This window comes from Desulfonatronum sp. SC1 (assembly GCF_003046795.1).
Taxonomy (GTDB): domain Bacteria; phylum Desulfobacterota; class Desulfovibrionia; order Desulfovibrionales; family Desulfonatronaceae; genus Desulfonatronum.
Genome location: NZ_PZKN01000226.1, coordinates 1 through 397, shown reverse-complemented (window position 1 = coordinate 397; position 397 = coordinate 1). Strand labels below are relative to the sequence as shown.

Here is a 397-nt window from a genome sequence, read left to right as displayed (position 1 = left end):
GTTATGAATATGTGGGAACAATCTCTCCTGCACATCCACAATTATGGCCACTGATTTCTCTTTTAAGATTCTCATACTGATGTTGATATAATTCAATTTTAACGTTAGTTACTTGTTGATGATGATGTTCTGGAACCCTTTCAGATCCATCCGATCATAATTCTTGAAAAATGTTGTAAGGTGCGCTATGATATCTTCTAGTCCGCCCTCCACATCTGACTCAATGTTTAGCGGTATTACCGGGTCGTGAAGCGAGAGTCTGAGCAGAAACCAGCCTTTTTGCTGGGGTAAATCGCAGTTTATGCGCACACCTTCAAAATTATCAGGGGCAATGTCCCAACCGGGTTTGTTGCCTGCCAGTAAGCCCAAATCCATAATCACTTTTTCACCATAGGCC

At 42.1% G+C, this 397-nt stretch carries 1 pseudogene; it reads right to left on the bottom strand.

Annotated elements, in window-relative coordinates:
• Positions 1-108: 108 nt before the first annotated feature.
• A pseudogene (locus C6366_RS21360) lies at positions 109-397 on the bottom strand (phosphomannomutase/phosphoglucomutase); the annotation flags it as partial.